This window comes from Candidatus Melainabacteria bacterium (genome assembly GCA_003963305.1).
Lineage (GTDB): Bacteria > Cyanobacteriota > Vampirovibrionia > Obscuribacterales > Obscuribacteraceae > PALSA-1081.
Map to the genome: position 1 here is coordinate 42,298 of RXJR01000010.1, position 25,110 is coordinate 67,407.

The 25,110-nt window shown below is 51.6% G+C and carries 23 protein-coding genes; 11 read left to right on the plus strand and 12 right to left on the minus strand.

Annotated features, from left to right (window positions below; translation table 11 throughout):
* Positions 1-45: 45 nt before the first annotated feature.
* The 5 genes from EKK48_12635 (at position 46) to EKK48_12655 (ending at position 7,586) form a co-directional block, all read left to right on the plus strand.
* Positions 46-1,356 (plus strand): efflux RND transporter periplasmic adaptor subunit, encoded by a 1,311-nt coding sequence (locus EKK48_12635; GenBank protein ID RTL41760.1) that lies wholly within the window; start codon positions 46-48, stop codon positions 1,354-1,356.
* Position 1,357: 1 nt separating this feature from the next.
* Positions 1,358-4,543 (plus strand): efflux RND transporter permease subunit, encoded by a 3,186-nt coding sequence (locus EKK48_12640; GenBank protein ID RTL41761.1) that lies wholly within the window; start codon positions 1,358-1,360, stop codon positions 4,541-4,543.
* A gap of 71 nt (positions 4,544-4,614) precedes the next feature.
* Positions 4,615-5,604 carry an SgcJ/EcaC family oxidoreductase gene (locus tag EKK48_12645; GenBank protein ID RTL41762.1) on the plus strand — a complete coding sequence of 330 codons (990 nt, stop codon included), beginning with the start codon at positions 4,615-4,617 and terminating at the stop codon, positions 5,602-5,604.
* A 7-nt stretch (positions 5,605-5,611) separates the two neighbouring features.
* Positions 5,612-6,721, plus strand: a complete 1,110-nt coding sequence (locus tag EKK48_12650) for a hypothetical protein (GenBank protein ID RTL41763.1) — start codon at positions 5,612-5,614, stop codon at positions 6,719-6,721.
* Between the two features lie 52 nt (positions 6,722-6,773).
* Positions 6,774-7,586 carry a DUF4239 domain-containing protein gene (locus tag EKK48_12655; GenBank protein RTL41764.1) on the plus strand — a complete coding sequence of 271 codons (813 nt, stop codon included), beginning with the start codon at positions 6,774-6,776 and terminating at the stop codon, positions 7,584-7,586.
* A 119-nt stretch (positions 7,587-7,705) separates the two neighbouring features.
* Here EKK48_12655 and EKK48_12660 read toward each other — a convergent pair whose 3' ends face one another.
* On the minus strand, positions 7,706-8,710 hold the full coding sequence (locus tag EKK48_12660; GenBank protein RTL41765.1) for a hypothetical protein: 1,005 nt from the start codon (positions 8,708-8,710) through the stop codon (positions 7,706-7,708).
* Between the two features lie 364 nt (positions 8,711-9,074).
* On the opposite strand from EKK48_12660, the gene EKK48_12665 reads away from it, so the two are divergent.
* Positions 9,075-10,526: a PLP-dependent aminotransferase family protein gene (locus tag EKK48_12665; protein RTL41766.1), complete on the plus strand. Its 1,452-nt coding sequence runs from the start codon at positions 9,075-9,077 to the stop codon at positions 10,524-10,526.
* A gap of 39 nt (positions 10,527-10,565) precedes the next feature.
* Here EKK48_12665 and EKK48_12670 read toward each other — a convergent pair whose 3' ends face one another.
* Positions 10,566-11,387: a hypothetical protein gene (locus EKK48_12670; protein RTL41767.1), complete on the minus strand. Its 822-nt coding sequence runs from the start codon at positions 11,385-11,387 to the stop codon at positions 10,566-10,568.
* Positions 11,388-11,646: 259 nt separating this feature from the next.
* Positions 11,647-12,507, minus strand: a complete 861-nt coding sequence (locus EKK48_12675) for a hypothetical protein (protein RTL41768.1) — start codon at positions 12,505-12,507, stop codon at positions 11,647-11,649.
* 165 nt (positions 12,508-12,672) lie between these two features.
* Here EKK48_12675 and EKK48_12680 point away from each other — a divergent pair, with 165 nt between their 5' ends.
* A complete protein-coding gene (locus tag EKK48_12680; GenBank protein ID RTL41769.1) occupies positions 12,673-12,867 on the plus strand; it encodes a hypothetical protein in 195 nt (64 codons plus the stop codon).
* Between the two features lie 69 nt (positions 12,868-12,936).
* On the opposite strand, the gene rbsK is transcribed toward EKK48_12680, so the two are convergent.
* The 3 genes from rbsK to EKK48_12695 all read right to left on the minus strand — a co-directional run bounded on the left by rbsK (position 12,937) and on the right by EKK48_12695 (position 16,924).
* Positions 12,937-13,872 carry a ribokinase gene (gene rbsK, locus EKK48_12685; protein RTL41770.1) on the minus strand — a complete coding sequence of 312 codons (936 nt, stop codon included), beginning with the start codon at positions 13,870-13,872 and terminating at the stop codon, positions 12,937-12,939.
* Positions 13,873-13,892: 20 nt separating this feature from the next.
* Positions 13,893-14,999: a histone deacetylase gene (locus EKK48_12690; protein RTL41771.1), complete on the minus strand. Its 1,107-nt coding sequence runs from the start codon at positions 14,997-14,999 to the stop codon at positions 13,893-13,895.
* Between the two features lie 116 nt (positions 15,000-15,115).
* On the minus strand, positions 15,116-16,924 hold the full coding sequence (locus tag EKK48_12695) for a hypothetical protein (GenBank protein ID RTL41772.1): 1,809 nt from the start codon (positions 16,922-16,924) through the stop codon (positions 15,116-15,118).
* A 167-nt stretch (positions 16,925-17,091) separates the two neighbouring features.
* Between EKK48_12695 and EKK48_12700 the strand changes: the two genes are divergently transcribed.
* Positions 17,092-17,484: a tetratricopeptide repeat protein gene (locus tag EKK48_12700; protein RTL41773.1), complete on the plus strand. Its 393-nt coding sequence runs from the start codon at positions 17,092-17,094 to the stop codon at positions 17,482-17,484.
* Positions 17,485-17,582: 98 nt separating this feature from the next.
* On the opposite strand, the gene EKK48_12705 is transcribed toward EKK48_12700, so the two are convergent.
* The 4 genes from EKK48_12705 to EKK48_12720 form a co-directional block, all read right to left on the minus strand.
* Positions 17,583-18,098 carry a flavodoxin gene (locus tag EKK48_12705; protein RTL41774.1) on the minus strand — a complete coding sequence of 172 codons (516 nt, stop codon included), beginning with the start codon at positions 18,096-18,098 and terminating at the stop codon, positions 17,583-17,585.
* Between the two features lie 52 nt (positions 18,099-18,150).
* Positions 18,151-18,543 (minus strand): hypothetical protein, encoded by a 393-nt coding sequence (locus EKK48_12710; protein ID RTL41775.1) that lies wholly within the window; start codon positions 18,541-18,543, stop codon positions 18,151-18,153.
* Between the two features lie 371 nt (positions 18,544-18,914).
* Positions 18,915-19,271: a hypothetical protein gene (locus EKK48_12715; protein ID RTL41776.1), complete on the minus strand. Its 357-nt coding sequence runs from the start codon at positions 19,269-19,271 to the stop codon at positions 18,915-18,917.
* A gap of 54 nt (positions 19,272-19,325) precedes the next feature.
* The gene (locus EKK48_12720) at positions 19,326-20,000 is read right to left on the minus strand and encodes an OmpA family protein (GenBank protein ID RTL41777.1); all 675 of its coding nucleotides are present in this window, start codon (positions 19,998-20,000) and stop codon (positions 19,326-19,328) included.
* 173 nt (positions 20,001-20,173) lie between these two features.
* On the opposite strand from EKK48_12720, the gene EKK48_12725 reads away from it, so the two are divergent.
* Positions 20,174-20,380: a hypothetical protein gene (locus EKK48_12725; protein ID RTL41778.1), complete on the plus strand. Its 207-nt coding sequence runs from the start codon at positions 20,174-20,176 to the stop codon at positions 20,378-20,380.
* A gap of 199 nt (positions 20,381-20,579) precedes the next feature.
* Here the strand turns inward: EKK48_12725 and EKK48_12730 are convergent, their stop codons facing one another.
* Positions 20,580-21,137 (minus strand): hypothetical protein, encoded by a 558-nt coding sequence (locus tag EKK48_12730; GenBank protein RTL41779.1) that lies wholly within the window; start codon positions 21,135-21,137, stop codon positions 20,580-20,582.
* Positions 21,138-21,769: 632 nt separating this feature from the next.
* On the opposite strand from EKK48_12730, the gene EKK48_12735 reads away from it, so the two are divergent.
* A complete protein-coding gene (locus tag EKK48_12735; GenBank protein RTL41780.1) occupies positions 21,770-22,600 on the plus strand; it encodes a BtpA/SgcQ family protein in 831 nt (276 codons plus the stop codon).
* Between the two features lie 9 nt (positions 22,601-22,609).
* On the opposite strand, the gene EKK48_12740 is transcribed toward EKK48_12735, so the two are convergent.
* On the minus strand, positions 22,610-23,518 hold the full coding sequence (locus EKK48_12740; GenBank protein ID RTL41781.1) for a DUF4388 domain-containing protein: 909 nt from the start codon (positions 23,516-23,518) through the stop codon (positions 22,610-22,612).
* 156 nt (positions 23,519-23,674) lie between these two features.
* Here EKK48_12740 and EKK48_12745 point away from each other — a divergent pair, with 156 nt between their 5' ends.
* Positions 23,675-25,108, plus strand: a complete 1,434-nt coding sequence (locus EKK48_12745; protein ID RTL41919.1) for a proline--tRNA ligase — start codon at positions 23,675-23,677, stop codon at positions 25,106-25,108.
* The last annotated feature ends 2 nt before the right edge of the window (positions 25,109-25,110 follow it).

A 25,110-nucleotide genomic window follows, 5' to 3' on the forward strand; every position in this document is an offset into this window, starting at 1 on the left:
CTATTCTTGCCCGGGACAAATCAGCCCGAGGTCTATCAAGGTCCCATGTTTCCCATCGCCCGGAATTTCGTCGTCGCCCTGAGCATCGGCATTTTGCCCTGTTTTCTTAGCGGCTGCGAGACCAGTCAATCGCACCCGATTGCCGCAGCACAACCTCCGGCGCAAGTACTGAAAAATGGCGACGAAATCATCGACCTCTCCACCGACGCCCAAAAGCTCGCGGGCATGGAGTACGGCACAACCGAAAACCAAATTCTCAATCTGTCAGTCAAATGCAACGGAGAAGTTCTTGCCGACTCGAACCTGATGCGACATGTGACAACGCCTGTGACCGGGCGCGTAGAAGAAGTACTGGTGCGCACAGGCGACCATATAGAGGAGGGCAAGCCGCTTCTCAATATTCGCAGTACTGACATCGAGCAACTGGAATCAGATTTATTGCAAAATGAGGGGCAAGTGCGCGCCGACTTGAAGCGAGACCTTCTGCAGATAGATTCCGATCTGGCTACCACTCAAGAGGGTCTGAAACTTTCAGAAAGCACCTTCAATCGTTTGAAAAACCTCGTGGAAGAAAAAATTGCCTCCCAGGCGGATTTCGAGGCCGCACGGACGGCGCTGGAAAAAGATCGCATCAATCTGGAATCACTGAAACGAAAGCGCGATGCCACCATTACTCTGTCAAACGAGCGCATGCGCTTGATCACCGAGCCCATCAAACAAAAGCTGCGCTTACTGGGAGTGACTCTATCCGAGCTCGATAAGCTGCTGAAAACCCGCCAGATCGACCCGGTCGTGCCGGTACTGGCGCCGGAAAGCGGAATCATCTCGGAGCGACTGGTCAACGTTGGCGAGCTTGTCGATCCTACCAAACCCTTGTTTACGATCGGCGACTTCCACGATGTCTGGCTCAAGGCCGATGTCTACGAACAAGATGTTTCCAAAGTACACGAGGGGCAACCGATCGAACTGGAAGTCGACAGCTTTCCCGGACATAAATTTGCCGGTCGCTTGAATTTCGTGGCCGATTCGCTGACGCCCGAAAACCGCACACTGGCGGTGCGGGCAGAAGTGCCAAACCCGGGGCTGATGCTCAAACCTAAGATGTTTGCCCGTATGCGCATTTTAATCGGCGACCACCGAGTTTTAACTATCCCCAAAGACGCAGTCCAGGATGCGGGCACCGAAAAGGTTGTTTATCTGCCACTTTCGCAAGGTAAATTCGAAGAGCGAAAAGTTAAACTGGGCGTCGAATGCGGTAAATTCGTTGAAGTGCTCTCCGGTATTAGACCGGGCGAAAAGGTTGTAACGAAAGGAAGCTTCGACCTGCGAGCCGAATCACTAAGGGAATCGGGATAACTTGAGCGCCTTTCTCCATCAGATCCTCCATAAAAGACATCTAGTTGTTTTTATGGCTTTGATTTTGTTGGCCGCCGGAGTCGTCGCCTATCAGCATCTGCCGCTCGAGGCATATCCCGACGTTGCGAACATGCAGGTGCGCGTGATCACGCAAGTGCCAGGCAAAGCAGCTGAAGAAGTAGAAAAGTTAGTCACCATTCCAATTGAAAAGGAGTTGAATGGAATTCCGCATTCCGACCCGCCTCGCTCCATTTCAATATTCGGATTGTCGGTCGTTACAGTCGTATTCGACGACGAAGTAGATCCCTACGTCGCTCGCCAGCAGGTGCTGGAGCGGCTTGCAAATGCCGACGTTCCGGACAATGTCAAACCGGCATTGGATCCCAACGCCTCTCCGGTGGGCGAAGTCTTTCGCTACACGGTGGAAGGCAAGCGGCTTTGGTCATCGATGGATAGAAAAGAAGCACAAGACTGGATTCTCAATCGCAAATTCAAGTCGGTGCCTGGCATCGTCGACTCGACGGGATTTGGCGGACCAACCAAAATTTTTCAAGTAGAACTCGACCCCGGTCGATTGCGAGCGACCGGTCTTACGCAGTCGCAGGTGGCAGATGCCATATCGAGCTCCAACGGGTCCACCGGTGGAAGCTACATTGTACGCAACGACCAGAACTACATGGTGCGCGGCATGGGACTGTTGCGCTCAGTCAGCGATATTGAAAATGTTGTCGTCTCATCAAGCGACACGGGCATTCCAATTCGTGTCAGCGATGTAGCAAAAGTCAGCATTGGTGCGGCTATTCGCAAGGGACAGGTAGGCAAGAACGACGATGATGACGTTGTCGAAGGCATTTTGCTGATGCGACGCGGCGAAAATCCCTCCGATGCAGTGGCCAATATAAGCGAACGCTGGGACGAAATCTCAAAATCGCTACCTCCAGGCATGCATATGGAGCCGCTTTACGACAGAACTGCGCTGGTCAAACGAACCATCAACACAATCAGTCATAACGTGGCTGAAGGTATTGTGCTCGTCATCGTGCTGCTCATGCTTTTCCTCTTTCAGGTGCGCAGCGCTCTGATTTGCGCAGTCGTAATTCCGCTGGCGTTGCTCTTTGCTTTCGTCATGCTCACCCTGTTCAAAGTGCCGGCCAACCTGCTTTCGCTCGGTGCCATCGACTTTGGCATCATCGTGGACGGGGCGGTTGTGATGGTTGAAAACATTGTTCGCCACCTGTCGCATTTAAGTGAATCGGACAGATATGGTCACGTTGAAGTACTGCATACCATCTTGAAAGCAGCGCAGGAAGTGGCCAAACCGATTCTCTTTTCGACGGCAATTATCGTCATGACCTTTCTGCCAATTCTCAGCTTTGAACGCGTAGAAGGTAAACTTTTCCGCCCGCTTGCCATCACCATGAATTTCAATTTGATTGGCGCGGTCTTCATAACAATGACTGTTGTGCCGGTACTCTGCCTCTTCATCTTCGGCAGGAAATTGCCGTCTGATAAAGAAAGCCCGATCACGACCTTTCTGGAAAAGCTGTACAGACCGATACTCAAATTTTCCATCAATCACCGCATCGTTATTTCGCTCATCGCCTTAGGTTCGTTGCTCTCATCTCTAGCTCTGACGCCGTTTCTAGGATCGGAGTTTTTGCCTGAATTAGAAGAAGGCAATATCTGGTTGCGCGTCACTATACTGCCCACCAGCGTTTCGCTCGACAAAGCAGTGCAGGTAGCTGGTGAAATCAGACGAACAATCAAGGAATACCCTGAAGTAATAAACGTAGTGTCGCAGGTAGGATCGCCTGACGACGGCACAGATCCCAACACCTATTCAACTATTGAAGTACTGGTCGATCTAAAGCTGCAAGACGAATGGCGCAAACAATTCAAGACAAAAGAAGAACTGGTCGACTCGATGGAGTCTGACCTGAACCGCAAAATGCCCGGCTTCCTCTATAACTTTTCGCAATACATCAAAGACAACATGGACGAAGCTATAGGCGGCGTAAAAGGCGAATTTGGTATCAAAATTTTTGGCTCAGACCTGCAGGTTCTGACCGACCTGGGAACCCAGATCCGCAAAATAGTATCCGCTGTGCCAGGCATGGTAGACGTGGCAAACGACCAATTGCTTGGACAACCGCAGTTGATGGTCGCAATTGATCGCGAGCGAGCGGCTCGCTATGGCATCAATTCCAATCAAATTCTCGACGTTGTGGAAACATCCGTCGGCGGTCGCAATGTCACTGAAATGATCGATGGAGAGAAGCGCTTCGGTCTGGTTTTGAGATTTCAGAAAAACTATCGCGACAAGCCTGAAGAACTTCAGAACATACTGGTTGCCACCCCCTCCGGGCAGCGCATCCCCCTTGGACAGCTGGCACAGATCACTGAAGCGCATGGAGCGACTGCCATTTTACGAGACCGAAACGAACGCCGCATCGCGGTCAAAGCCAACATCCGCGGCCGAGACCTCGGTTCTGCGGTAATCGAGGCGCAAAAGCAGATTCGCGATCAGGTGAAGATTCCGGAGGGCTATCGCCTGGAATTCAGCGGGCAGTTCGACCGTGCACAGGAAGCTATGGCTCGCCTGGCGGTTGTCGTACCCGTGACGCTGGGACTGATTTTTCTGCTTCTTTACGGAGCATTCGGCAGCGCCACCATAGCCGCTCTCGTTATGGTTACGGTGCCGCTGGCAGCAACTGGCGGTATCATCGCCCTCTTCCTCACAGGCACTCACTTCAGCATCTCGGCCGGCGTCGGGTTTATAGCACTGTTTGGAGTAGCAATTCAAAATGGCGTAATCCTCGTTTCAAAAATTCGTGAAACTTGCGGAGACGACGCGACAGACGTTAGTTCACTGATGTCGGCTTGCGTGATCAGAATGCGCCCGGTCATGATTGCCACACTGGTAGCGCTGGCTGGTCTCGTACCGGCGGCTATTTCGACTGGTATCGGTTCGCAAAGTCAAAAGCCGTTCGCAATCGTAATCGTGGGCGGTATTCTCCCGGCCACGCTTCTCACACTCGTTGTCTTACCGGCGCTATACAGCTGGTTCGCTCAGGGATGCAAATTCAATTTCAAATTTCTACGTCGCGATAACAGTCGCGATTACATCGTGCCGCCCGAACTGGGGCTTGATGAAGTAGTGCAATCAACGATAGATGACGGTTATTAATCCGAAACACGTTTTAGCAGCGCCATCAGGTGGGACAAGAATGTAAGTCTACCGGCCGGCAGGAGTGGCTAATGTACTTACCAATCAACAAAAGCATTGCACGCAATCACCCCCATAGAAGAAACCGCATCAAATGCGCGCTGGGGCTGACGATGTTGATACTATATACGATACCATCAACAAATATTCCAACTCTCGCGAAAAAACATGTCACAGCCAAATCGCAAGCGAACGATGAGCAGCTTTTACGCAAACAAGCTCAAGATTATGCTGCCGCCTTCGCAGCGGGCGACTCGAAAGGGCTGGCTAATATGTGGTCTCCCGAGGGCTCGTTTATCGACGTGAACGGGCAGGAGTACAAGGGCAGAGCAGCCATACAGTCGATGTTCGACAGCCTCTTCAAACAGATCGGCAATCAGCCCTTGACTGTGAAGGTTGACTCAATTCGTTTTCCCAGCCCCGGTGTAGCAATAGAAGAAGGCACCTCAGAGATTGTAAAAGGCGCAACTCCAGCCTCCACAGGGCGCTACACCGTCACGCACGTTAAGAACGACGGCGTCTGGTACATGGAGATGGTGGTTGAATCAGCCGAAAAGACACCCGACAAAGCACCGGAAAACCGACTGCCACGCATGAGCTGGCTTCTGGGCAACTGGTCTGCACAAAACACGCACCTGCACGTCGATTGGATGCCTAATCACGACAAAACCTTTATTACATGCACTTTTACAACTGATCCAGGCACCGCCGGTACGGAACGAAATGACGATTTGCAGATTATTGGATGGAATCCTCGCTCCTCTCAAGTAAACGTCTGGCATTACGCGGCCAATGGTGGTTTCGGCTATGGCCGAATGATCAACACAGACGCACAGACGTGGATAGAACGAGCCAGCAGCATGACTCCCGACGGCACCATATACAGTGCAGATTATATTTTCAAGAAAATAGACGATAATACATTTACCTGGCAATCAATCAATCGCAGTCGCGGACACACCTCATTGCCCGATTTACCGGCAGTGACAATAAAACGCGATGGAACAGCCTCAAGTAAGTAGGATTCATATGAAAAATAGAACCAAAAAACTATTTGCCTTAACAGCAGCAGCTTCAATGTTATCGGCCGCAGCAATCGCACCAGCCCTGGCCCGCGGAGGCGGCGGCGGTGGGAGGGGCTTCGGCGGAGGGTTCGACCGGGGATTCGGCGACGATGCAGCACGCTTCGACCGGGGATTTGATGATGGACCGAGAGATTTCGGCGGACGCACAGACGATTCGGCGTTCCAGAACTCCAGACCAATTGTAGATCACCCTCCCGTGTCGGAATCAGATTTAAGAGCCGGCGCCGACCATGAATACGGTTCATCATCGATTGACAGAAGCACCGGGTTCAACCCCGGCGCAACCTACAGCCATGGACCACTGGCTTCGGATGGCGGATTTGGCAGAATCGCTATGCAGGCAACAGCTCGCAACGAGGGCATTCCAACGACGTCTAGAGTTTCAGGAGCCGACCTGGCCTCGCGGGCGGTGGCGGTTCGGGACGGTTACAGATACGACGCCTTTGACCGGAACTGGTGGGACAGACATCCAGACGCATGGTACTACCCCGGCTGGGGCTATGGCTGGGCCTGGGGTGGCGTAGGCTGGGGCGATCTGGGCGGCTGGTGGGGTATGTCCAACGAACCAGTCGAATACGACTATGGCAACAACATCACTTATCAAAACAATCAGGTCTATTACGGCAGCCAGCCGACAGCGTCAGCTGAGACGTATTACGATCAGGCGCAGAGCCTGGCAGCGACAACACCTGCAGTGGCTCCCACCCCTACCAAAGCCACACAGGGAGATTGGAAACCGCTGGGAGTTTACTCACTGACGCAAGGATCGCAGACCAATACAACTGTCATGTTTCAACTGGCAGTGAACAAAGCCGGCACCATTCGCGGCAACTACTACAACGCTCTGACACAGGAGACAAAACCCGTCCACGGAGCTGTCGACAAAAAAGACATGCGCGCCTCATGGTTCGTAGGCAGCAACAAAACAGTTGTTTACGACACAGGTTTAGCTAATCTTCTCAAACCTCAAAGCACCTGCCTCGTGCATTTAAGCAAAACGCAGACACAACAGTGGAATCTAATTAAACTAAACCAGCCGGCAGCGAAGACCTGAACAGGGACGATATTGTGGGACAATTGCTCAGTTAAATTGGAGCATTCCTGCAGTGACGTTTTTCTACGGATTTTTATTTATCGCTCTGGCAATCTGGTCTGCGATCTTTTGCATGCTGATGGTACGCAAAAGAGCAGACTTGAACGAATTACGGATGAACCATGCGGTAGCCGATCCGCTTCTCTCTGTAATCGGGACGCTATTTTCTGTGCTCCTGGGATTTCTTGTCGCAGGAGCAATACAACGTTTTGATGAAGCACGCATCAATGTTCAGGAAGAGGCCGGTGCACTGGCTGATGTATTCAGGGCTTCGGCAGGATTTCCTGAGCCTCTTCGCAGCGAATTACAAAACAAGTGCACCAGTTATGCAGACGTCCTGATCAACAAAGAATGGGAGATGATGGAGCAGAAAAAATCATCTCCTGAAGCCTGGGAAATTTACAGCGATATCTGGCGTCTCTGTGTTGAATTCGTACCAGCAAACAACGGACAGAGCAATGTGCATCAAGCAGTGCTGTCCGCAATCTCACATCTCGGAAACTATCGAACTCTGCGCTTTGCCGCAATGGTCAATCAACTGCCACTCGGCATGTGGGTTGTCGTCTTTGCCGGTGGTGGCGCTACAATCGCCTTCACCTATTTTTTCGAAGTCCAGAACGAAAAAACGCAAGTGCTCATGACGGGGCTGGTAGCAACAGTTATGGCACTGAACATTTTTTTGTTAGCCAACTACGACTATCCGTTTTCTGGAGACGTTCGTGTCAGCTCCGCCGCCTTTCAACTGGATCTGGATTTGTTCAAAAAATTCCTGGCTAAATCAAAAGTCACTCCACCGGAAACGCAAAGGCTCAACGCTGGCATATAGTATAAATGGAAATTTTTAAAACCCGCCCAGATACAAATGTTTCGAAGGGTGTCTGGTGAAAACAAATCGGTGGTGCCAGGCCAAGCCAGGCTATTGACACCACCGAAAAGCGCAGGGGTTTAATTCGTGACCATCTGCCCGGCGATAAAGAGCCTATGCAAGTTTGTGTAAGATTGCGCTGCCTCCAGGCATCGAGTCAAAAGTTCGCCAGAAAGCAGACCTGATTTGGCCAGCCGCTCCACAGCCGCACTAAAACCGGAAAGCACAGCGGCTTCCTTCTGCTCACGAGTCAAACTAAACTCCAGAGAGTGACTGAGATGATCGACCCTGGGTGCAATAAATATCTCGTCAGCGCGGCTGTGAACATGTAGCCTCTGTGAAATACGACCGGTGATGAGCCGTCCCAGAATCAACCAGGCCTTGCGCTTCCGTGTCATGCCTCCCGAAACGTCACAGGCGACGATCTTCCTGGAAGAAGCCCCGAAGTGACGCCGTACAATTTCGGTGGGGCAATCTCCGAAATCGCTCAGCGCTCCGTCAAAGAGCTGACGCCCTGAAAATTCAATCGACTCGAGTATGCCCGGAACTGCGCAACTGGCTCTAATGGCAACGCCCAATGGAGCAGGTACATCGGAAATGCAGACCACAGCACCTTTATTGACCTGAAAGACACCATTGGCGGTGAAAAGAAACTGGTATTTACCGCTCACAGCCATCGTCCAGAAATTCGCCGGCCAGGTTGATACATGCTGCTCGACGATTGCACCGAGACCGTCTGAAGTCATGATGCCCTTGCGAATCGGCAGCCGCTCCATATTCTTCGGACGACGAGGGAACTGACTGCGAATCAGCCGATAAATCGTACCAGTCTGGCGAAAGAGCTTGCTGAAGTCATATCCGATTACCTCCTCGACGAGCACTGGAGCCGGAACTCCCCCAGCGTAGAGAGCACTGATGATCGAGCCACCACTAACGCCACCAATAGATTTCCAGTTCTTAACACCAGCAACGTCGCAAGCAAGAATCGTACCCGCACCAGCAAGGAAGGCGCGAGTGCCGCCACTGCCCAGCACCAGATGCAGATCTGAGAAGCTCGCCGCATTCGTGTCTAACGATGCATTCATGACGCCTTCCTCCAGTTTTCCCAGAAGCGTTGAAACTTGCACAACTATGTGTTCAGAAGGTGTATGTGTCCTCGCGACCGCAGATTAACAGTGAATAGATAATGCAATCTTGATTTCGGTGGCAAACAAAAGCAATTGTTTTGCACTGCCGCACCAAGAAATTATCTTTGCCAAGTAGTGCTGGTAAGGCATAATAAATAACTTCTGGACTGGCTAAGCGCACGGACCAGCCCTGACCGCTGCTTTCACACAAGCTCGCGCGAGCCCCTCGCATGGCCAGAACTCAATTCGGCTCTAGCTTTACTCGATAACGTGGTATGGGATAATATGCAGTTTTGGTCTGGCACTGTATCCGGTAAATAAAATGCTCGCACTCATTGATTTAGAAGCTTTTGAAGGAAAACATCTGGGTTATCTGGAGATCGCTGAATCGATAATCGAAGCCATAAAGTCAGGGCGATTGTCCGTCAATTCGACTTTGCCCACCAGCCGCTCCCTGGCCGAGAGCCTGGGAGTTTCACGAGACACCGTTGTACGGTGCTATGACCACCTTAAAAGCCTCGGGTGGATAGAAAGCCATGGGCGCAAAGGAATGTTCGTTTCAAGCACCGCCAAGGTGCCTGTGAAAGAGAGACTTGAGAAGTCGCTGAACAAAAATCGACTATCTGATTATGCAAGGGGGTTGCTGGACGAAAGCGGTGAAGACATCGGAACCCAGGTCGACAGTTACGAACCGATCCGATTCGGAGTTGTTCCAAAAACGTATAGACCAACGGCAAGATGGAAGAAAGCCCTACAGAATTTCGCGGCACCCTCAATGATTGGTGAACGCGGCTATGTTGCCAACGTTCTTGGACGTCCTGAGTTACGCACTCAATTTTCCTCATACATTTGCTCCAATCGCGGTGCGCTGTGTTCACCAGAAGACGTAGTCATTTTCAACGGTTCTTTCAGCGCACTTTCTTTGATTTTTCGCATCTTCCTCGACCCGGGCGACTCCATCGCCATTGAAGATCCCGGATTTGGTGGTCCGGCGAGCACGGCTGCCTACCTCGGGCTAAATGTCGTGCCAATTCCCATTGACAGCGATGGACTCTCGGTAGAGAGGCTGGCGAATTGCCAGGAGAGAATCAAACTTGTCTACGTCACACCGAATCACCATGAACCATCAGGCATAACGATGACATTGACGAGGAGGAAGCAGCTGCTTGCCTGGGCGCAGAAGAACGACGCTTTGATTATCGAGGATGAACATGATGGAATGTTCCATTACGGCAAGATGATGCCACCATCATTGAAGTCAATGGACACGCAGGATAACGTCATCTATCTGACTAGTTTCTGGCAAATTCTCTACCCTCTAACATCTCTTTGTCTGACTGTTGTGCCTTCATCGTTATGCGAGGTTCTGAACATCGCCAAAATACGCACCGCCAATCTAGCCGAAAACCAACCGCAATTAGCACTCTCCGAGTTACTAGAAACAGGCTACCTGCAAAGGCACATAAGCAAACTACAGCATGACTTCGGCCCGCGGCGAAGAGCTCTGATTTACGAACTGAAGCGGGCATTCGGCGCGCGGGCGCAAGTACCGCTGCATACAGGTGGGCTCAAGGTGATGGTGCAATTTTGCGATTATTCAGACGAGGCAATTCTGAACGCAGCGAACCGGGCCAATCTAGCTTTAGCCTCCACAGCACCGTTTTATCAAAACGCAAAACGCAACGAGGGTGAATGCGTTATCTACTTCCCAGATCTTGAAGAGTCGTCTACGCGCAAAAAGATCGATGTCTTTAAACAACATTTGAATGGCTGACCGGCAGCGAATCGGCGCGCGCCTCAGTGCGCAAAAAAATCACTTCGAAACTTTCTCGTCATGCTCGCCTTTACCGCTTGTGCGGAAGCCCACGTTGCCAAAAATCTCAACGAACTGGTCTTTCTTATTAGCCGAATAGGTCACTTGAATGACGTCAGTCACGCGCTTGTAGCCTCTGGGAGCTTCGAATTTCAGCCTGTCGAAAGGCAGCTGACGGCACGAATTGGTCTGCAATTTGACAGACAGCCCTGATCTCAAATCGTTGCCGACATCAAGACCGATCACCTCCGTTTTTAGCCGGCGACCACTTCCTTTATCGGAGCATCGGTAAAGCGGAACCCCGTTCATGTTCGGCAAATAGTAAAGTCGAGACAGAAACTCTGACACCTTCGGTGAGGCAGGAATATCTCTGGCAGTGTAGAGCACATTCTTCGCAGCTTGCCGGGTCGAATATTTCGCGCAGTGCAACCCGTTATACTCACCATTTCCAACAAAATCTAAGTTAGCGAGCGCCGATGGTTTTGCCACAGCGAAAGGATTAGCCATCACAACGCCGCTAAACTGGCTCATAGCGCCTACCCACTCGATCCTTTCTTTATCTCGAAAACAATGAACTTTCCAATCAGGTGCACATGCTAAAACCTGACAGTCCATTTTTGTCACTGTCACTTTCACACCGTCTCGCCATACATAGACAAGAAAATCGCCGCTATCTTCTTCCTTCTGGCTAAGCAGCCACATCTTCGGCTCGTCCTTCGACAACGCCGGGGACTGGCTCAGAAACAGTGCCGCTATTAGACTCAGAACAAGAGATTCTTTTGAGGGCGCTCGCTTTGAAATCGGCTCGATTTTTTTCTTCACGGTTAGTGCCCGCACTGAACTGAAATGCCCGATAGTAACGTTCCCCAGCAGGTCGAATTTCAGCGCTTCGGGAGCGACAAAGCGTTCTATCAACTATATGGATTAATAGTAAAATCCAAAAGAACAAACTCCTGAAAACAAAGTGCGCCAGGATGCTGCCGCGATAGAATCCGACGCCGACGCAGACCGGATTGAAGATGCAGGCAGTCACAGAATCAAGCGAAGATTCATGTGACTGCCCGCTCTTCAGAACCAGGCCTTATCCTACTGGTAGAGGATCTGTTTCTTTCTTTTCCGGCAAAGGCGGAGTCGATGTATCCTTCGATTCCGTCGCAGGCGGCGCCGATGTGCCCGCATCCTTCGACGCAGTCGCAGGCGGCTGCGAAGGAACGCTGCCGTCACCAGCATCGCTCGTTGAGCCAGCTGCCGACGACGACGCAGGAACGACGATCGGATCCTCAGGTACAGCGCATACAGCAGGGCTGACAGGCAAGTTCGCAGCCCACTGAGAAATGATGGCAAGCACGTTGGGATCATTCGAGGGAAGCCCGTAACCCTTCTGAAAAATCTCAGTGATTACCTTGGGCAAATCAGCCTCGAACACACAAGCGTTGCTAAGTTCAATCCACAGCAGTTCGCCTGCCGCCTTTGAACCCTTCTTCGCATAACTGGGCATACCGTACTTCTGCTTCAGCCGCTTGGCGCCCAAACGCTGATAGAAAGCCAGCCTGCGCTTGCGCATCTTGAGAGTCTCAGCATCGAGACCGACCTCTTTGGTCGATTCGATTTCGAGAAACAAGGCAGTGAAAGTCGGATACTGCGCACGCAGCGTCTGCACCAGCTGCTTCATGTGCTTCGACCCGAATCCGCCTGAGCGCTTTGTCGTATCGGTGGCGATGTAGGCGAGGAGCGCGAAGTTGCTCATCACATTGACCAGGGAAAAACACAGTAGCTCGTCGCTTTTGTTGACTGTCCTGTGCAGCAACAACGAGCCGCCAGCAATCAACTTGCGCAGTTCCTCAACCGGTGAGCGCTCATCGGCAGGAAACGCTGATTCGTAAAGCTTAGTCCAGTCATCCTCTTGACCGGCACTCTGTTGACATAGTTTTGAGCCGTCCATTTGCGTGGCTCCTTATAGTTTTGATTCTGCCGCGCAGTTGCAGCAGAACAGTATGCAAACACATAGAGACAACGAGCCATAATTCATCCTCTCGCTGGAGAAGAGAAAAAGGGCTTGTACAGGTTGTTTCGATGGGTTCGCAGTAGTTAGTGTGGATTTGTAAAAATGAAAAGCGTCTGTAATTTACAAATTGATCTATGCAAAAAGAAATATCACACGCGCATCGAAGCTCGCGCCAGCGCCGGTTTCCAAGCGCCCGAGAAGCCGGAATTAGGCGCGGCCGCAACGCTTGGCGACCACCAGTGGTGGCACCAGCGTATGAAACTTAATCGTGCAATCGAGCGTTCGTACATAGCGTAAGCTCGCACCAGGAGCTACGAGCTCGCACGAGCCAAACACAGCTTCGTGCTAGCGCGCACAGATCGAAGTTCAGTGAATGGCGGCACTGAGGACAAGTTTCTTGATTTCCTCACCGTCAGGCAAAGAAGGTTCAGCACCCATCTTCGTAGTAGCCAGTGCGCCCCCGGCACAAGCCCAACGAACAGCTGTGCGCAGATCTTCACCGCGAGCAAGTGCCGCTGCAAGACTGCCGCAAAAGGCATCTCCTGCAGCAGTTGTATCAATTGCATGGACGGGGAAGGAAGGAATCAACTCGCATATCGTTTCGTCATAGACAAAAGCGCCTTGCTCACCCATCGTAATGATGACAATCTTCGGTCCACACGCCTTGAGCTTCCTCGCCGCTTCCGTGGCGGATGTAATATCCGACACGACAATTCCAGTTAATTGCTGCGCCTCTGTTTGATTGGGAGTGATGATATCGACATTGTGCAAAAGCTCGCTCGGCAAGACGCCATCGTCAGGAGCTGGAGCGGGATTGAAAGCGACAATGGTGCCGGCGGCGCGAGCCACTTTAGCGGCAGCGATGTCAGTCTCGAGTGGCACCTCTAACTGCAGCAACAGAACCTTAGCAGCAGAAATGGTTGCCCTGGCGGCCTCCACATCAGCCGGAGATAAACGCAAGTTCGCTTGCTGCACAATTACGATTGCATTTTCGCCCTCAGCAGTGACGGTAATGTGTGCGATACCTGTTCCAACCTCAGGGTCTTGAATTACACGCTGAGCATCGACGTGATTTCTCCGCAACGTATCAATCAACATCTGCCCAAAACTATCGTTACCGACTCTGCCGACAAGCGACACTTCCGCACCGGCCCTGGCAGCAGCCATGGACTGATTGTTACCCTTGCCACCGGCAAACATGCCGAATTCCAGACCACGCAAGGTTTCGCCCTTCTGAGGAAAGCGCGGCGCCTTGGCTACTAAATCCTGACTGAGACTGCCTACAACGACGACTTTCCCCATCGAAACCTCCACAAACGTTGCTATCTCAAAGAATGCCAATACTTGGATAGATGCTTTCTGATGTCAACCACACGTTCGTCGACGAGAAGCAAGTTCCTGTCAGCACTTATAGACTCCTGCCCTGTCGTCGTCGGCATCAGATACGACATATGCACGCGGGCGCTGTCATCAGCAGTGGTGGCATTCAAAACACGCATTGTGGCAACAGCAGACGCCGACAAAGACGTCGTGTTATAGCCGCCCTCGAGGAAACAAACGACTTTACAGCCAATCTGCCTGGCAATATCCTGCAAACGCTGAGACATCATTGCATAACCGGCCGTAGTCACTCTCTGCTGCCCGAGCGGATCGTCTTGATGTGCATCGTAGCCGGCGGAAAGAAAGATCATCTCGGGTTGATACTCGAGACAAACCGGTTTGACAATTTCGTCCCAGGCTTTGAAATAACCCCGATCGCCAGTACCTGCAGGTAAAGGAATGTTGATATTGAATCCCTTTCCCTCCCGGGCACCATCTTCTGCATACCATCCCGTCTCAGGCGGCCAGAATGGATATTGATGAAACGAGATAAAGCAGACGGAGGGATCATCATAGAATAAATCCTGGGTGCCATTGCCGTGATGAACATCCCAGTCGATAATCAAAACACGCTTCAAATCAAGCTTCCGCTGGGCATACCTGACAGCAATGGCAACATTATTGAACAAACAAAAGCCCATTGGAGCTGCATAGAGTGCATGATGACCAGGGGGACGCACGGCCACAAAGGAACTCAAGAAACCGTGTTCCGCCACCGCGTCCACACCGGTCAAACCAGCACCAGCCGCCAACTTTGCCGTATCATAAGTTTCCGGACTCATAAAAGTATCGCCGTCGAGCTGGAAGAACTCGCCTTTCTTCACTTTCAACGACCCCTTGTACAAATCCTCTATGTAGGCGGGATTGTGCACGGCTGCAATCTCATCTTCTTCAGCGAGACGAGGCTTCATCTCATCTATGTTGTGCTCTACAGAGCTTTTATGAAAGGCCGTATCAATCGCCGCAAGACGCTGCGGCGACTCCGGATGCAGTTCTGGCGTAAGGTGTTGCTGAAACTTTGGATCTCGAACCAAGACAAGATTTGACATCGACTTACCCGAATCGCGAAGTGGTGTGTATGCCAAACATTTTCACACACTGATCAGATGATAGTCTACGAGGCACAACCGCCTGACTTCAAGCAAACCCACACAAGTGAGCTGAATTAACCTTGAGCGCTGGTTTGAGAATGGTCTCGATGAAAGCGAGAAAACAATTTTGCCAGAATCGACTGCCGCCCCTGAGGCGCATCAACAGCCGGTGTCGAGAAGACAACCGGCTCAACCGGAATATCGCCATGGCTGACATGTTCGTCTAAACTAGACTTCGCCTGCTTATAGCCATAATCGATCAAGTCGTTTATTTTCACGTCCGGCAGATTCATATCAAGGGCATTCACTGTCGTATCACCGACAGAGACTACAAAGTGCGGGCCGCTTGGTTCGGTATATCGCTTTTTGAACGCGGCAAAAATAGCCGGTTGAATCAAACCTGGAATCTCGCGCAGTGGAGTGCCGCGGAATGACGGGAATGGTGACTGAGAGCTAATCTTGGCAATGATTGCAGGCTCATTGGAAAATTCGGATGGTGCCATTCTGTACGCGCCGCCATCGACCAGCAAACCGCTCTTGCGCATACTTTCAGGCAACTCGCCCTTAGATGGACGGTAATAGACAGGTCTCATCGCGCCAGGGATTGATGAAGATGCGGCCAGGGCTTCGGCAAGGTCATAATTTTTCCCTTCGAAGACGATCGGCTTACGAGTTTTGAGATTGTAAGCGACTATACGCAAGTTATCCTGCGGACTGAGATGATATTTGTCGACGAAACTTTCCATCGAAGAACGCATGCTGACAAAATGACTTCCAACCGCCCGCAACGGATGACGCCAGCCTCTGGGAGTCTGTCCCAACTGCTGCATATCAGGATGCACCAACTCATCCTTCATAATCTGCTCGATCTGGCGTGATGAATAGCCATTAGAGTGCAAGGCGCTCACTATGGAACCGATCGAAACCCCAGTCTCAGTGCCTACTTTGACGTGGTTATCTTCGAGATAGCGCAGCAATCCCACCAGACCAAAACCACGCACCCCGCCAGCACCGAGTACTACCTCCATACCTTCTCGTCCATGAGTCGGCAGCTCAGGTACTCTGGTCTGCACAGGCAACTCTTCTTGAGGCTTCTGCTCAGATGCGAAAACCGCATCGTTACGAACCTCGACGTCAGGCTGCGACCGACGTTGTGCCATAGCGCCTGCTGCACCGAAGAGTCCACCAATCAATCCATACGAGTAAGCAGATTGAGTTAGCTCCTGCCCTGACGCCAGTCCTTTACCGGCTAAAATCGAACCAGTCTCGGCGCCAATCAAACCGGCAGGCACACCAGATACGATACCGGAAAAGATTTGATTGCCAACAAGCCTTTGAGCGAATGTGCCACTCAACGCCTCACTCTCTGCCAGTTTGCCCAGCGCACCATTGAAACCACCCAACGCCCCAAAAGTGACGCCGCTACCAACTCCATTTTTCAGTCGCGATGTCCAGAAATTCTGTCCTGTCTCGGACGGCTGAAATATTGAGCCGAAAACCAATCCGCTACCTGCACCCTGGGCAATTGGACTGGACATAAGGGCGCTTTCACCGAGCGCAGCCGACATACCTTTGTGCACAGCCAGAAATGGCAAGACCGTGCCCAGTGCGCCACCGAGTTGCTGAGCATGCCAATCGGCCGTACCAAACTGAGCGTGCTCAGGGGCATCTATGAATGAAACAGATTTATCCAGGTGAGTGCCGGCAACCTGATCGATTAACTGAGTGGCGCCTGTGAGGGGAGCCTGGATACCAGCGTATACAGCCGAGTGCATGAAATCGACACCCAGGTCAAGCAAATTGGCGTGCTGGGAAGAATGCTCGACAGAGCTATTCTTACCGGCGCTTGAGTCGCGCATGGCTTCGCTCAGATGACTGCTCATCTCGTTCCGTTAATGAAAGGGCGTTCCCGGCCAGTTTGAAGCAGCAGCAAGCAGTTGTCAGTGTGGAAGTTACGAAGAACACATTAACTATCGCCACATTTCTCTCATCAGGCCGGAACAAAAACCGGATCTGATTCGACCCCAATGTCGAGAGGGGACCGAGCACGATGACCACGTCAATTCACGACATTCCGATACTCGAGCTTCAGCAGATGGCGGCCGAAGCTCAACAGAGCGGAAATCTGGCGCAAGCCAAAAGCATTTACATCTGTTTGATTGCAGCAATTAAGAGCAAAGACGGTCCCCGAAGCGATCGCCTGGCCAATAATTTTTTTCAGCTCGCCGAGGTCTACGGACAGGAAAAGAACTTCACCGGAGCGCAAACTTTGTACGAAAGAGCCATAGAAATCTGGCTTCACTCAACCGACGAACAGGCACAAAATATGGTGAAAGAGGCATCGAAACGCCTCCGCATCCTCTCAGAACTGGAGTCGGGACGAGTGTTGCGAGAAGAACGGAAGATCAACATATCGTCGACCGATCGTCAGGATGTTGCCTGAAATTTTGTCCGGCATCGAGGAATTTTTTCCGATATCGGAAGAAATTCAAGCGCGATACCACAAATGGTATCAACAATCGGCAGCCAAAATGTTCATGATTAAATGCTGACCAGACCGAGAGCGCGTTTAACTTGTTCAGCCCAGACACGGATGCGATCTGCAGTTTTTTCTGGTTCGTTCACTTCGTCTACAACCAGGCCGACAAACTTTCCGCCCACAACTGAATCTGAATGTGAATAATCGAAGCCCTCAGTTGTGATCTGATCGGCGATTATGATGCCGCCTTTTGACTTGATCTTGTCGTACATAATTTTCATCGCACTGACGAAATTATGACCGTAACCGTATTGATCTCCAAGGGCGAATAGAGCCACTTTTACGCCACTGAAATCTATTCTGTCCAGCTGTGGCCAGAAGTCGAGCCAATCATCAGTCAACTCGCCGTCGCCCCAGGTCGAACCTCCCAAAATCAGGAAATCGCAGGCAGCGAAGTCCTCGGCTTTAGCCGTCCAAATACCGTGCACCTCAGTTACAAGTGGACCAAATACCGACTGTATCTGTTCAGCAACGGCAGTAGTCGTGCCGGTTTGCGTGCCATAGAAAAGTTTGCCCATGTTGAATCTCCTTGGACTGAATAGAAATATTTGTTTTGAGTACTAACTTATTTCAGGAATTGCCTGCCAAACCCGCCACTGGAGCAGGTTTACACTTGCACCGATTAGCAAGACAATCGATGTGATCTTGCAAAGTTCGATGCCTGCCAATCAGAAATGCGATACGCAGCAGTTCATCTTTGCTGTGAATAGTGACGTTGCCACTATCCCAGATGACAGTGATGTCATCGTCTGCATCATGAAAGGCAACAGTGCCTCCACAATTTGGTTCACAAGCGACAGAACTGCGAGACCAGTCGATGACAGGACTTTTCGCCCAGACCCGCCTGCCTCGTAAGTCATGAGAAAAGGTCGATCGAACCGCATCAGATTGACTATTTTTGGATTTTGCCGGAACTGGAAAGTTCACGTGCAACCAATAGTGATGATTAGAGACTGTGTTCAAAGGTCACCTTATAAAACGCGCCGATTTCTGACAATTATTCTCAACTAAAGCAGGAGCTTTAGCAAGACTATTGAGAATAGTTTTCACGACTCGTGACCGAGCCGAAAATCCACACGGCTGAATGATTTCCAGCCACAAATGAACTTGACGTTCTCGTCTTGGAGCAGAATTGATGTCAGTCTTTGCAGAAATAACTGTCAGTAAACGCACAAATAGCTGAGTAAACGCACAAATAGCTGTCAGCCACCGCACCAAGAGCATTCATTACTCAGCGCTCAGACCAAACAGACGAAGAACAACAGACCAGGCAGAAATGGTGCCACCAACTGAAGCTGATGACACCAAGTAGTCTGAACTTTAACTGACTCTGCTTACTTTGCTTTAGGCGCCTTCGGTGCCTTCTTCGCTTCAGCAGGCGCTTTGTTTGCCGTCATTGATTCCAATTTCTGGGCAATATCATTGAGCATGCCGTTCAGCTTCGTTTCATCCTCTGCAGTCGTTACATCTGCATGCGCGTCTCTCAAAGCGCGCTTAGTTTTGCTGAAGGAGCGAAGGTCTCGATCCAGCTCTGAAGCCTGGTTCGCAGTGATCTGCTTGCTGTTTTTGGCGACGTTGTATCGGCTCAAAAATTCCTTGTACTGTTCATCGATAGTATCTGCCAAAGCACGCGAACAAGTGCATCCCAACATAACCGTTGCCAACGCAAAATAACCAAATTTCTTGAACATTTGTCCCCTCTTTGCCAATTGCCGAGCTTAAGAGCGTTATAGCACAACTACGGGTTATTTCTGCGAAACGTCTTCCGCCTTGCAACGATCTACGACTACTTCAACGCGACGATTCAGCTGGCGTCCGGCAGGATTATCGCTGCCGTCCTTCTTTGTATTGGGCGCAATCGGATGTTTTTTACCGAATCCAATGACGGTGGCCGCCTTTATGAACTTGTTGTCCACAAGCCAAAATTGAACTGCATTGGCACGTCTCTCACTCAAGTCTTGATTGTATTCATCGCTCCCGATGCCGTCAGTATGCCCCTCAACCTTGATTTCGTAGCGCTGCTCCTTTGCAAGCATCGGACCAAGAGCTTTCAGCGTTTGCTCCGCTTTGGGGTTAAGAAACGCCTTATCGAAGTCGAAGAGAGCATCCGCGCCAACCACATACCGATGCTCACATTTACCTTCATCTGACTGCTTAATCGCCTTTATCCCGCGGGGAATCTGGATGTTACCCGGCTTCTGGATATTCCCGGGGCTCTGGATGTTGCCGCTCGCCTGCACTTTACCGGGCACGTTCTGAACGGCCCCTGGAGTTTGAATTTGATAGGTCTTGCCTTTCTGAGCATCAAACCACTTGTTGATCTTGTCCACGTTCTGCGCAGAGGCAGAGACGCCTGTCAGTGCTTGTAAAACCAGCACTGCAAGAATGGTGTTTCTTAATAGCTTAGACGTCGATGGCATAGCAATCTCCACATTCCGAACCAATGACTGAATCTCACTTCATTCTTCCCCGGAATTTCTCAGCTCAACGGTGGAAAATCGCCATCGAACCTGGGTAACCAAGTTTCTTCATTTGACAACGCCGCAGGAGCGGCGCATTATGATTTCTGACCCCTCCACTGCGGTACGAATCTATGGCAGCCGACAAAATTGAAGGCAATAATTTCGACGCGGTTATCAAAGCGCCCACTGTCTTTGCAAATTTTTTGAGAACGGCCTTTGACGGCGCCAATGGTGGCGATTCGGGTGCAGCCATCAAATCCATGTTGAATACAGCTGCATCACAGAGCACAGTCAGCGAGCTCTTTGACGCCGGCAATCCACCCTCATTCAACGCCTGACAGGAAAGATTCTGACCTTAATTCCAACTGCTGCGACAGAGATTCACCACAAGCTACTACAAGACACAGTAGAAAAGTCCGAAAGAAAAAGCCCCAGAAAACCGAACCCCACGAGCATCGAGAGATACGAAATCCCTCGATGCTCGTGGTCGGTGGAAGAATCACAGCATCAGATGCGGTACCAGAAGATCACGTCTGCTTACTTGCTCGGGCGCTCCGAACGCAAGATGCCGAGCTTCTCCATCGTGGCGCGAACGCCGGCAGCTGCAGCCTGGTTGTTCCAGTCGATGGCAGCGTTGTAGCTTTCGAAGTAGCGAATCTCCACCTCGCGCCCAACCGGAGCCCAGCCGGCGATGGTGGTCGGATACTCGGAGAGCACTTCACCGCGGCGCGACACGTGAGCCACGCCGGTGATGGCGTTCAGAGTGAACTGCACATGGTCGTTTTCCAGGCGCAGCTTCTCCTTCGTGGCCTTCAGACCGATGAAAGCGAGACGCGCCTGCTTGCCGACTTCCGCCCAATCGGCGATCGAACGCTCGCTGCCTTCGACCGTGAGCCACTGCGAAAGCGGCGTCTCAGCGCCAACGACGGGGTTGCGGAGGATGCGCGCTGTGCCTCGGTCTTCCGAGATCTGATAGCGGAATTCGCCCTGGCTGACATGGTCGCCCTTGGCGATTTCGAGAGCCTTGATGTAGGGACGCAACCCGTGGATGGCGTGTCCGACGAGTTTGCGTGCCAAGTTGCTGGTGGTGGTCATGGGTTTTCCTTTTCCAGTTATCTGGTTATTAATGCCGCGGTCATTCAGCACCACGGGCAGTGCAAAATTGAGACTTCCGGAAATTCCGGAGAGCCTGGGAAGTGCAGCCCGACATGAGCTGACTGAGTCCACCTGCAACCTGCTGACGTCCTTTCGTTCGTTCGAGCGCTGCAACACAGCCGTGCGAACAACCGCAACGACTGGTACCGAATCGCGACTGCGAACCGGTTATGGGTGGGTACCGTCCTCTTCTCCACGCCGTGGCGAAGAGTTTTGAATGCTTCTGTAGACGCTTGCTTGCTTGGTGAAGGTGCGAGAAGACAGCGTTGGGAAAAGAGGGAGGGTTAAGTTCAAACCTAAGAAAAAAATGTAACTGGATCAACGATTAGAGACTATGGAGTCTTAAAGGTCCTCTAAAGAGATTTAGTACTCATGACAGGAGAGCAACAGCCCGTCAAAAGAGAAACTGTAAAAAATCCGACAGACTTGAAATTATTCGCTTTGAAACATGACTGGATTAATGGGTAGCGAACCGGAACAAGCACTTGGCATCATCGCTTTCCTGAGCGGCTACAGATAGCGAGGGTCCACGAGCAAACTTGTCAAGCGCGCCCAGTCAGCTGCTATCGTTAATGGCTGATAGAGCTATCCGAGGGAGCAAAGTGCTCGAAGAATTATTCGCAACCAAGAAACCCGTAATCGGTGTCATACATCTGCTGCCACTGCCCGGTTCAGCACGCTGGGACGGTCATATAGAGCCGGTTTTGCTGCGCGCCGAGCAGGAAGCCGCAGCGCTGGCAACAGGCGGCGTCAACGGCATCATCATCGAGAATTTCTTCGACGCACCGTTTGCTAAAAACCGCATCGATACCGCAACAGCATGCGCCATGACTCTGGCTGTCAAACGTATCAATGCCATCTGCGACCTGCCCATCGGTGTAAACTGCCTGCGCAACGACGGTTTTAGCGCCCTGGCAATAGCAGCGGCTTGTGGCGCACAGTTCATCAGAGTGAACATCCTCACAGGCGCGATGTTGACCGATCAAGGCATCATCGAAGGAGAGGCGCATGAGTTGCACCTCTACCGCAGACGGTTGTTAGCGCATAAACAAGTGAAAATTTTCGCAGATGTAATGGTCAAACACGCTTCACCCCTGTCAGTCGATGCAGACATCAAACTAATGGCTAAAGACACTGTGGCGCGCGGACTGGCAGATGCCATCATAGTCAGTGGCACAGGCACGGGTTCCGCGCCAGACATGTCAGACCTTGAAAAGGTTCGTCAGGCGCTTCCGGATACACCAATTTTGATAGGCAGCGGCACAGACACTGACAATGCGCCAGCCTTGCTCTCTGTTGCAGACGGTGTGATCGTGGCGAGCAGCCTCAAGCGTCAGGGCATATTGGAGAACCCGGTCGACGTAGAAAGAGTGCGCACGCTGGTGAAAGCAATTCGCGCTTGAGACAGACCTTCAAAATTCAACAGACGGTTTTGACTGTTGAGAGATCTGCGCACCGATATCGGCCGCAGGGCTGTCGACCGCCACTCCACCGGGCATAGACTCGCCGAAAAACGGACCCTGATAATCAGCTGAATCCTGACCCAACTCTTTGAAGAAATCTTCAGCGGAATCAATCGAGCCTTCGCTCTTAGCCAACTCCGCAATTATGCGACCAAAATCAGAATCAACCTGATACATCCAGCACTTGACGCGATCCACCCAGATCACCATATCGACAATAGCTTGCGAAATGTTGACGTTATCTTGTTTCAATCTGGCAATTACCCACGGAGGCAAAGTGATCTGCTCCTGGTTGGGTTGCACGGCTGCTTCTACGACCACAGCCAATCCTTCAGCAAGACAGGCGTAGACAGCTTGCACATACTCCCGGCGAGTCATCCTGAAATCAGCCAGAGCCTGAGCCAGGGTGCGCTGCCCGTCCACTCTTTCGAGAATGGGCAAAGCAATAGCCAAGAGAGGTTTAGGGGCGCGGCGCGCCTGATCGGTGACTTTAAGTATGGTTTGACCGCTGATGCGCAGCTGATCGAGATACTTCTTCTGCTCGAGATAAGCCATGCCCTCCCTGAGCAGCCGATCTGTAGACTCTTCAGGCAGAAAGGGATTGAGAGTACGGTCGACGTTGAGAAGCGGATCTTCCATAAACGAAAACGACCCACTCGCCCACAAGAAAAGCTCCATGAGAGCGTCCTTGCCGAAAATACCGTCTGCTTCCGCGTGAATAATGGAACCGCGGTCGAAGTAGAGAGTGGCGGTTCGAGCACCGTTGAGAAATGCGATTTTGCCGGTCAGCTCGCCATTGCGCACAAGCTGAATCAGGTTCGGAAGGCTAACTTTTGACAGCTCACCGGTGAGTTGCATGCATCCCCGTCACTTTCGGGCAGGCAGCCCGGTGTATCTAGTGTATACTACCCCTTCTGCGTCCGACTTAGAGCCGGACCATTTTCAGTCAGTTACACGAGGTTCGGGACGATCATGGAAGTCAAGGAAAATACCATGTCGAATGAAGAGTTAGGTATGGAGGAAGGCGACGGCGAGAAGGACTCAAGCCGTGCCAAATGGTATACCGACACAATTATGCAATCCGAGCTCGCCGATTACGCCCCCGTCAAGGGCTGCATGGTGATCCGACCGTACGGTTACGCACTCTGGGAGCACATCCAGAAAGCGCTCGACGGCATGATCAAAGAAACCGGACACCAGAACGCCTACTTCCCGCTTCTCATCCCAGAGTCTTTTATCGCCAAAGAGAAGCAGCACGTTGAAGGTTTTTCGCATGAGTTCGCCGTAGTCACACACGGCGGCGGAAAGAAGCTGGAAGAGCCTTTGATTGTGCGGCCGACATCAGAAACCATCATCAATCACATGTTCGCAAAATGGGTGCAGTCCTGGCGCGATCTGCCACTTTTGATCAATCAGTGGGCTAACGTCGTGCGCTGGGAAATGCGCACCAGACTATTTCTGCGTACACTGGAGTTTCTCTGGCAGGAAGGACACACCGCCCATGCCACCGCCGATGAAGCAGAAGAAGAAGCCAAGAAAATGCTCGAGGTATATCGCACTCTGGCTGAAGATTGGCTGGCACTGCCAGTTCTCACTGGCGAAAAAACAGCCCGGGAAAGATTCGCCGGTGCCGACCGCACTTATTGCATCGAAGCATTGATGCGCGACGGAAAGGCTCTGCAAGCCGGTACTTCGCACTTCCTCGGTCAAAACTTCGCCAAAGCTTTCGACATCAAATTCCAGAGCCCTGAAGGCGGATTGGAATACGCATGGCAGACCTCCTGGGGAGTCTCGACCCGTCTGGTTGGCGCAATTGTGCTCGGGCACGGCGACGATAAGGGTCTTGTGCTGCCGCCGAAGATTGCTCCTATCCAGGTCGTCATCGTGCCTATCTACAAAACAGATGCTGAGAAAGAGACGGTTCTGGCAAAATGCCACCAGATCGCTCAGGACTTGAAAGAAGTAGCGCGCGTTCACGTCGACAACCGAGACAACCTGACACCAGGGTTCAAGTTCAATCACTGGGAGCAGAAAGGCGTGCCTATGCGCTTGAACATCGGTCCTAAAGACGTGGCCAACAACGTCGTAGAAATCGCTCGCCGCGACACAGGCGAGAAGATTCGCGGCGTCAGCCAGGCTGGTCTGACCAACGAAGTGGCCGGGTTGCTTGTAGCAATACAGAAAAACATTTTCGAGAAAGCTCTCGAATTCCGCAAACAGAATACGTCAACTGCCTCAGACTACGATCAGTTCAAAAAACTGATCGCTGAAAAAGGCGGTTTCGTTGAAGTCTACTGGGATGGCAGCGGCGAAGACGAAGGAAAGATCAAAGACGAGACAAAAGCAACGATACGCTGCATTCCGTTTAAACAAGATCATCCGGAAGGCAAGTGCATGTTGACGGGGCGCCCAACCAGCCGCCGTGCCGTTTTCGCCAGAGCCTATTAGTG